The organism is Pseudoxanthomonas taiwanensis (genome assembly GCF_010093135.1).
Taxonomy (GTDB): Bacteria; Pseudomonadota; Gammaproteobacteria; order Xanthomonadales; family Xanthomonadaceae; genus Pseudoxanthomonas; species Pseudoxanthomonas taiwanensis.
Window position 1 is genome coordinate 1 of the sequence record NZ_PDWK01000097.1, and the last position, 8073, is coordinate 8073.

An 8073-nucleotide genomic window follows, 5' to 3' on the forward strand; every position below is an offset into this window, starting at 1 on the left:
CTCGGGTGTCGGGGGGGTGGGGAGGTGGGTAAAGGGCGCCGACGTGGGGCCGCGTGGGGACGGGCGGGGGGCCGGCCGGGGCGGGGGCGAGGACGGGGGGTTGGTCCGGGGGGTGGTGGGGGTGGGCGGGGGCGCCCGTTTCTGACCCACGGCGGCACCGCGCCAACCCCGGGGGGCGGGCCCCGGGGCCCGCCCGCGCCGTGTCCGGCTCAGGAATGGTCCAGCGGCGGGGGGCGCGCGGCGGCCCGCACCGCGCGCTCGCGGTGCAAAAGGTACAGGCCGCTGCCCATGATGATGGCCGCACCCACCCAGGTGACCGCGTCCGGCAGGGTGCGCCACAGCAGCCAGTCCCAGGCCATCACCCAGACCAGGCCGGTGTACTCCAGTGGCGCGATCAGCGAGGCCTCGCCGCGGCTGAAGGCGGCGGTCAGGGCGATCTGGCCCAGCGCGCCCATCAGCCCCACCCCCAGCCCCAGCGGCAGGGGCGCGCGCGCCAACGGCACCCCGTCCGGGATCGCCATCAGCCCGGCGCCCATGGCCATGATCGCCAGGAACCAGACCACCATGGATTGTGGCGTGTCGGTGCGGGTGAGCAGGCTCACCGTCACCGCGGCCACGGCGTAGGCGGTGGCGGCCAGCAGCACCATCAGCCCCGGCAGCGACACCAGTCCGTCCACGCCCGGGCGCAGCACCACGATCACGCCCACCAGGCCGATGGCGATGGCGGTCCAGCGCCGCGGCCCCACCTTCTCGCCCAGCAGCGGCACCGACAGCGCCGCCACCAGCAGCGGGGCGACGAAGTAGATGGTGTAGGCGGTGGACAGCGGCATCCGCCGCAGCGCGTAGACGAAGCAGGCGATCATCGCCACGCCCAGCACGCCGCGCAGCAGGTGCAGGCCCCAGCGCCGCGGCAGGATCGAACGCGGCCCGGCGGTGGCCATCACCCAGGCCAGCACGAACGGCAGCGAGGCCGCGCCGCGCAGCACGGTGACCTGCAGCGGCGGGTAGTGGAAGGACAGCAGCTTCATCCCCGCATCCATCAGCGAAAAGCAGCCGATGGCGGCCAGCATCCACGCGGCCGCGGCGAGGTTCGAACGGGGCGGGGTCATGGCCCTATTGTGCCTCCTGCCGGCCCGCTTCCGGCCGCCGGCGCCGCCACGCCTGCGCTGCCGCGGCGCGGGACATAGAATGGCGCCAGTTCCCGCACATGCTTCCCCGTGCCATGCCCTCCTTCGACATCGTCTCCGAGGTGGACCGCCACGAGCTGACCAACGCCGTGGACCGGGCCAGCCGCGAACTGGACAACCGCTTCGACTTCAAGGGCGTGGACGCGCGCTTCGTCCTGGAAGGGGACACCATCGCCGCGAACGCGCCCAGCGACTTCCAGGTCAGGCAGATGGACGACATCCTGCGCCAGCGCATGACCGCGCGCGGCATCGACATCCGCTGCCTGGAGTTCGGCGACATCGAGACCAACCTGGCCGGCGCGCGGCAGAAGGTCACCGTGAAGCAGGGCATCGAGCGCGAGACGGCCAAGAAGATCCAGGCCGCGCTCAAGGACGCCAAGCTCAAGGGCGACAGCCAGATCAACGGCGACAAGCTGCGCGTCAACGGCAAGAAACGCGACGAGCTGCAGGAGGCCATCGCCCTGCTGCGCAGGGCCGACTTCGGCCTGCCCCTGCAGTTCGGGAACTTCCGTGACTGAGCCCATGCACCCGGACCTGGACACGGAGCAGGTGCTGGCACGCACCCGCCGCTGGATCGAGAAGGCGGTGATCGGCCTGAACCTGTGCCCCTTCGCCAAGGCGGTGTACGTCAGGGAGCAGGTGCGCATCGTGGCCAGCGACGCCACCACGCCGGAGCAGCTGCTGGCGCAGCTGGGCGAGGAGCTGGTGCTGCTGCGCGACACCCCGGCCGATGCGGTGGACACCACCCTGGTCGTGCATCCGCTGGTGCTGCAGGACTTCCTCGACTACAACGACTTCCTCGACCAGGCCGACGCGCTGGTGGAGACACTGGAGCTGGATGGCGTGCTGCAGGTGGCCAGCTTCCACCCGGACTACCAGTTCGACGGCAGCGGGCCGGACGACATCGAGAACTACACCAACCGCGCCCCCTACCCGACCCTGCACCTGCTGCGCGAGGACAGCGTGGCCCGCGCGGTGGACGCCTACCCGGACCCGGCGGTGATCGTGGAGCGCAACTGCGCCACCCTGCGCCGGCTGGGCCACGCCGGCTGGCGGCAGCTGTTCGCCGGCGGGGCCTGAGGGACGGGCGGGCGCCCCCGCGCGGACGCCCGCCCGCACGGCTCAGTAATCCAGCGTGAGCTTGAGCCAGGCGGCGCGCCCGGGCTCGTTGATCCGCACCGGATCGGCCGGCCAGCCGAAGTCGGCGCTGCCGGCCAGGTTCAGGTGTTCGCTGTAGGCGCGGTCGAACACGTTGTCCACGCCGACCGCCAGCGTCCAGCGCGCGTCCAGACGCATGCCGGCGTTGAGCGCCAGCGTGGCGAAACCCGCGCTGGGCCCCAGGTCGCGTCCGGCCACGTTGCCCTGGCCCACGGCCACGCGGTCCTGGGCGGCGACCATGCGCAGCAGCGCGCCGGCGCTCCAGCGGCCGTTGTCCCACGCCAGGCTCCAGCGCGATTCCAGCGGCGGGATCTGCGCCAGCGGCCTGCCATGCGTGCGGTTGTCGCCGTGCGCCCAGGCCAGGCTGCCACCCAGCGTCCACTGCGGATGCGGCTGCCAGCGCAGGCCCGCCTCGGCGCCATGGGTGCGCACGTCCACGTTCCCGGCCTCGGTGGTGGCGCCCATCATGCCGCCGTCGCGGTAGGTGAAAAGGATGAAATCGTCCACCCGTCCGGCATAGGCCGACAGCCAGGCCTCCAGGCGCGCGGCACGGTAGGCCAGGCCCACGTCCAGCTGGGTGGTGCGCTCGGGGCGGATGCCGGCGAAGGCGTTGGCCGCGCCGGCCGGGCCGTGGTCGGGCGAGAACAGCTCCCAGTAGTCGGGCATGCGCCGGGCATGGCCGAGGCCGGCGTACAGGTCCAGCGGCGTGCCGGCCAGGGCGTGCTCGTAGCGGAGGAAGCCGCCCGGCAGGGTCTGGTGGCGGATCTGGCCGGCGGTGGGATTGGGCCGGGCCATCATGCCGCTGCCCAGGCGCAGGCGGCGGTCCTCGGCGCGCGCGCGGTCCAGGCGCAGGCCGGCCACCCAGCGCGCGCGCGGCTGCGGCATCCAGCTGCCTTCCGCGAACAGGCCCGCGTGGCCCAGGCGCGCGTCCCCGGTCCAGGGCTGGTGCAGGTAGGCACCCTCGCCGGCGGCGCTGCGCCCGCGGTGGCGGCTGTCCTGCCCGTCCACGCCGACGAACAGCTCCCAGTCCCCGCCGCTGGCCTCGGCCTCGACGCGGCCGCCGCGGGTGTGGCGGCCCACGTTGGAGGCCATGGCCATGGGCATGGCGCCGTGCGGGTTGGGCCGGCGCAGATGGTAGTTGTCCATCAGGTGGTCCACGCGGTTGTCGTAGGCGCTGGCGCGCAGCGTGTTCCAGACCCCGGGCAGGCCGCCATGCTCCAGCTTCAGCGTGCGGCTGTCGCGGCGGAACATGGTCCCGTCCATGCCGCGGCCGGCGTAGCGCGCCCGGCCGTCGCCGGCGCCGATGTCCAGCTCCACGAGGGTCGCGGCGTCCGGGGTCCAGGCCAGGGCCAGGTCGGCGTTCCACTTGTCCCAGGCCGAGGGCACGCGGCGGCCGTCGCCGTCGCGGTAGTCGTCGGCGCGCGAGCGGGTGGCGGCCAGGCGCGCATGTCCCCGCGCCGCACCGGCGGCCAGCTCGGCCACCTGGTCGCGGCGTCCGCTGGAGCCGGCCAGCACGCTGCCGCGCATGCGCACCTCGGCCCGGTCGAACCGCGGCGCCTCGCGCTCGAAGCGCACCGTGCCGGCGGAGGCGCCCGGGCCCCAGCGCACGGTCTGCGGACCCTTGACCACCACCAGGCGGTCGAAGGTCTCCGGGGCCACGTAGGACGTCGGGTTGTCCATGCGCCCGGGGCAGGCGCCGGGCATGGCGCCGTCGTTGCCGAGCAGGTTCAGGCGCGAGCCGGACATGCCGCGCAGCACCGGATCGCCGTTGCTGCCGCCGTTGCGCAGGGCGGCGAAGCCGGGAATGGTCTTGAGGTAGTCGGCCCCGTCGCTGGCCGGCACCGGCTGGCGCGGCAGACGCGGATCGGTCTGCCAGGTCAGCGCCGCGCGCGGCGCCGAGTCGGTCACCACGATGGCGTCCAGGGTGACGGGGTCCGGCGCGGTGGCGGCCGGGACGGGAGCGCAGGACAGGGCCGCGGACACGGCCAGGAACAGGCCGGACGCGCGCGGCGCCCGGCGGGAACGGGTATGCATGCGGGTACTCCGGAACTTGCGGGCACGACGCGACGGTCGTGCGACGACGGCGGGCGCATCGGCGGGCGATGCGCGGGACGGTTCAGGCGTACGCGGGCGGGCCGCGGCTGCCTGGCCCGGACAGGCCGCGGAACAGGTGCGGAACCACCGCCGGTGGCGGCGGAACGGGGCGATGGGCCGGCGGCAGCGGCGCCAGGCCGGCCACCACCCGCGGCGGCGGCGGCGTGCCGCCGGCCAGCGGGCAGTAGTCGCAGTCCTGGTGCGGTGTGGCCGCCGGCCGCGCCGGATCCTCCGGCAGCGGGCCCCGCGCGGGCAGCCACTGCAGGCCCTCGCGGGTACACAGCTGCACCCAGCCGTCGGCCGGCGGACCGCCCGCGGCCAGCGCGCGGCTGGCCGCAGGCGCCAGGGCCAGCAGCAGCGTGGCCAGCAGGGCCAGCCCGGCCATCGTTCGCCGGTGGCGGAGGGTTCGCAGCACGCGGCGATTCTAGGCCGGACCGCCCGCGCCGGCGGATGGGGCAGATTGTCCCAGGGGCTCAGGCGTCGCCGGTGGCGAACAGGCGCTGCAGGTCCTCCGGACCCAGCGGCCGCCACTGCCCTTCCGGAAGGTCGCCCAGATCCAGGCCGCCGATGCGCGGGCGGTGCAACGCGACCACGCGGTTGCCGGTGGCCGCGAACATGCGCCGCACCTGGTGGTAGCGGCCCTCGTGCAGCACCAGGCGGGCGCGGCGCGGGCCCAGCACGTCCATCCGTGCCGGCAGCAGCGGCGTGCTCTCGCCCTCCAGCAGCAGGCTGCCGCTGGCGAACAGCGCCGCCTCGTCGCCGCGCAGGTCCCCGGCCAGTTCGGCCTCGTAGACCTTGGGCAGCTTCGACTTCGGCGAGACGATCCGGTGCAGCAGCTGGCCGTCGTCGGTCATCAGCAGCAGGCCGGTGGTGTCGCGGTCCAGCCGGCCCACCGTGGACAGCACCGGGTTGCGCAGGCGGAAGCGCGGCGGCAGCAGGTCGTAGACGATGCGGCCCGGATCCCTGGTCGAGCAGGTGTAGCCGGCCGGTTTGTGCAGCATCAGCACCAGGCCCGGCGGCGGGTCCAGCGGCTCCCCGTCCACACGCACGTTGTCGTGGTCCAGCGGATCGTCGGCGTACAGCACTTCGCCGTTGGCGTCGGTGACCCGGCCCTCGCGGAACATCCAGGCCACCTCCTTGCGGCTGCCGTAGCCGAGGTTGGCCAGGTGCTTGACCAGCTTCATCGACCTGCTCACCGCGCCGCCTCCCTCAGCGCCTCGATCACCTTGAAGCCGCCGCCCTCGGCCAGCACGCGCGCCAGCGGAAAGGCGCGCGCCAGCGTGCCCTCGTAGGGCAGGTGGCGGTTGGCCACCAGCAGCAGGCGCCCGCCCGGGCGCAGCGCCTGCGCGGCCACCTCGATGAAACGCTGGCCCAGCTCCGGGCGGTCACCGCGGTCGTGGGCGTGGAACGGCGGGTTGGACACGATGAAGTCGGAGCCGCCGCGCGGCAGGCCGGCGGTGACGTCGTGCCAGTGGAAACCCGGCGCGACGCGCGCGCCGGCGAGGTTGCGCCGGGCCAGTTCCAACGCGCGGTGCTCAGCCTCGTACAGGTCCAGCGCGGTCCCGCCCGGGGCGCGTTCCAGCACTTCCGCGGCCAGGTAGCCCCAGCCGGCGCCCAGGTCGGCGCCGCGGCCGCGCAGGTCGGCCGGCAGGTGCGCGGCCAGCAGCGCCGAAGCGGCGTCGATGCCGTCCCAGGCGAACACGCCCGGCCGGCTGTGGAAGCGGCCGCCCAGCACCGGCCGCACCGCGTCGGCCTGGCGCCACTGCGCGGCCAGCGCCGGATCGGCCGGCCCCTGCAGCGGCGGGGTCCAGAACACGCGGCAGTGGTGCTTGCTCAGACTGCCGTCCAGGCCGGCCAGCTGCTGCAGGTCCTTCTCGCGCGAGCGCGCGCCCTCGTCGTTGGCCGCGGCGGCGACCACGCGCGCGCCCGGCGCGGCCAGGGCCACGGCGCGGGCCAGCAGTGCGCGCGCCTCCTCACGCTGGCGCGGCGGCAGCACCAGCACCAGTGCGGCGCCGGCGTCGGCCTCGTCCAGTTCCGGCACCACGTCCAGGCCGGCGCGCCGCAGGCCGTCGGCCAGCGGCTTGAAGCCCTGCTCGCAGCGCAGGCGCGCGCGGTCGTAGCGCCGCAGCGGGCCGCCGTCGCGGGCGCGCAGGAACAGCACCCGGCCCTGCGCGGGCCAGGCCAGGGTGCCGGCGTCGAACGGCAGCAGCAGGGCCTTGAGGGGGGCGTCTTCGGTACTCACGCGGCAGGGTCGGGGGAAGCGGGCCGCCATTATCGGCGATCCGTCCGCCGCGCTCAGTCCGGTGCCTGGATGCCGTCCGGCAGGCGCACCCAGGCGTCACGGCGCACGCCATACACCGACACCGTCGGCACCGGGAAGTGCGGATCGGCGAAGGCGCCCGCCGGAATGGCCACCGCGTCCGGCCCCGCCTCCATCAGGCAGTACACCGTATCGCCGCAGACCGGGCAGAAATGGAAGCGCGCGGTGGTGCCGGCATCGCCGGTGCGCGCGCAGGGGCTGCTGCGGCCGCCCCGAGGCGCAAACGCGGCGCGTCAGCCCTGGTAGACCAGCGGCACGCGCTTGACCGCGCACAGCAGGCGGTAGCTGCTGGTCTGGCTGCGCGCCACCACCTCGGCCGCCGGAACCTGCGCGCCCCACAGCTCGACGCGGCTGCCCACCCCGGCCTGCGGGTGGTCGCTCAGGTCCACGGTCAGCATGTCCATGGACACGCGGCCGACCAGGCGGCCGGGGCGGCCGTCGATGGCCACCGGCGTGCCGTTGGCGGCGAACTGCGGGTAGCCGTCGGCATAGCCCAGCGCGACCACGCCCACGCGGGTGGGCGCCTCGGTGACGAAGCGCGCGCCGTACCCGACCGGCTCGCCGGCCGGCAGTTCACGCACCGCGATCACCTTCGACTCCAGGGTCATCACCGGCCGCAGCTGCGCGGCCAGGTCGTGCCCGCGCGCGAACGGCGAGACGCCGTACAGCATCAGGCCCGGGCGGGCCCAGTCGCCACGCGCCTCCGGCCAGCCGAGCAGGGCCGGCGAGTTGCAGATGCTGGTCTGCCCCGGCAGGCCGGCGGTGGCGCGGGCGAAGGTGTCCAGCTGCTCGCGGGTGCGCGCGCAGTCCAGCTCGTCGGCGCGGGCGAAGTGGCTCATCTTCACCGCCGGGCGCACGTGCGGCAGTGCCTCCAGGCGGCGCCAGGCGGCGGCGTACTCGTCGGCGCCGATGCCGAGGCGGTGCATGCCCGAGTCGAGCTTGAGCCACACCGTCAGCGGCCGCGGCAGCGGCGTGCGCTCCAGCACTTCCACCTGCCACGGCGCGTGGACCACGCTCCACAGGTCGTGCTCCAGCAGCAGCGGCAGTTCGGATGCCTCGAAGAAGCCCTCCAGCAGCAGGATCGGCTTGCGGATGCCGGCCTGGCGCAGGACCAGCGCCTCCTCGATGCAGGCCACGGCGAAGCCGTCGGCCTCCGTCTCCAGCGCCTGCGCGCAGCGCACCGCGCCGTGGCCGTAGGCGTCGGCCTTGACCACCGCCAGCGCGCGCCCGCCGCCCAGGCGCCTGGCCAGCCGGTAGTTGTGGCGCAGGGCATCGAGGTCGATCAGGGCACGGGCGGGACGCATGGCGGAGGCG

At 74.9% G+C, this 8073-nt stretch carries 8 protein-coding genes and 1 pseudogene; 2 read left to right on the top strand and 7 right to left on the bottom strand.

Going from position 1 to position 8073, the window contains the following annotated elements; all coding sequences use genetic code 11:
- Positions 1-209: 209 nt before the first annotated feature.
- Positions 210-1109 (bottom strand): DMT family transporter, encoded by a 900-nt coding sequence (locus CR938_RS13290; RefSeq protein WP_162125459.1) that lies wholly within the window; start codon positions 1107-1109, stop codon positions 210-212.
- Positions 1110-1222: 113 nt separating this feature from the next.
- Here CR938_RS13290 and CR938_RS13295 point away from each other — a divergent pair, with 113 nt between their 5' ends.
- Positions 1223-1705: a YajQ family cyclic di-GMP-binding protein gene (locus tag CR938_RS13295; RefSeq protein WP_162125464.1), complete on the top strand. Its 483-nt coding sequence runs from the start codon at positions 1223-1225 to the stop codon at positions 1703-1705.
- 4 nt (positions 1706-1709) lie between these two features.
- Complete coding sequence (locus CR938_RS13300; protein ID WP_162125465.1) at positions 1710-2267, top strand: DUF1415 domain-containing protein; 558 nt, start codon at positions 1710-1712, stop codon at positions 2265-2267.
- Between the two features lie 42 nt (positions 2268-2309).
- Here the strand turns inward: CR938_RS13300 and CR938_RS13305 are convergent, their stop codons facing one another.
- From CR938_RS13305 to alr, 6 genes and pseudogenes are all read right to left on the bottom strand, one after another.
- On the bottom strand, positions 2310-4379 hold the full coding sequence (locus CR938_RS13305; RefSeq protein ID WP_162125460.1) for a TonB-dependent copper receptor: 2070 nt from the start codon (positions 4377-4379) through the stop codon (positions 2310-2312).
- Between the two features lie 82 nt (positions 4380-4461).
- The gene (locus CR938_RS13310) at positions 4462-4854 is read right to left on the bottom strand and encodes a DUF2946 family protein (protein WP_162125461.1); all 393 of its coding nucleotides are present in this window, start codon (positions 4852-4854) and stop codon (positions 4462-4464) included.
- Between the two features lie 58 nt (positions 4855-4912).
- Positions 4913-5623, bottom strand: coding sequence for a pseudouridine synthase (locus CR938_RS13315; protein ID WP_162125466.1), 711 nt, complete (start codon positions 5621-5623; stop codon positions 4913-4915).
- An 8-nt stretch (positions 5624-5631) separates the two neighbouring features.
- Complete coding sequence (locus CR938_RS13320; protein WP_162125462.1) at positions 5632-6711, bottom strand: class I SAM-dependent methyltransferase; 1080 nt, start codon at positions 6709-6711, stop codon at positions 5632-5634.
- A 23-nt stretch (positions 6712-6734) separates the two neighbouring features.
- Positions 6735-6962: pseudogene (locus CR938_RS13325) on the bottom strand (GFA family protein); the annotation flags it as partial.
- A gap of 30 nt (positions 6963-6992) precedes the next feature.
- Positions 6993-8063, bottom strand: a complete 1071-nt coding sequence (gene alr, locus CR938_RS13330; RefSeq protein ID WP_162125463.1) for an alanine racemase — start codon at positions 8061-8063, stop codon at positions 6993-6995.
- Positions 8064-8073: the final 10 nt, after the last annotated feature.

Bases quoted from the DNA above. Each gene is read 5' to 3' on its own strand.
- CR938_RS13295 (WP_162125464.1), top strand. From the start codon at position 1,223: ATGCCCTCCTTCGACATCGTCTCCGAGGTGGACCGCCACGAGCTGACC.
- CR938_RS13315 (WP_162125466.1), bottom strand. From the start codon at position 5,623: ATGAAGCTGGTCAAGCACCTGGCCAACCTCGGCTACGGCAGCCGCAAG.
- CR938_RS13320 (WP_162125462.1), bottom strand. From the start codon at position 6,711: ATGGCGGCCCGCTTCCCCCGACCCTGCCGCGTGAGTACCGAAGACGCC.
- alr (WP_162125463.1), bottom strand. From the start codon at position 8,063: ATGCGTCCCGCCCGTGCCCTGATCGACCTCGATGCCCTGCGCCACAAC.
- CR938_RS13290 (WP_162125459.1), bottom strand. From the start codon at position 1,109: ATGACCCCGCCCCGTTCGAACCTCGCCGCGGCCGCGTGGATGCTGGCC.
- CR938_RS13300 (WP_162125465.1), top strand. From the start codon at position 1,710: ATGCACCCGGACCTGGACACGGAGCAGGTGCTGGCACGCACCCGCCGC.
- CR938_RS13305 (WP_162125460.1), bottom strand. From the start codon at position 4,379: ATGCATACCCGTTCCCGCCGGGCGCCGCGCGCGTCCGGCCTGTTCCTG.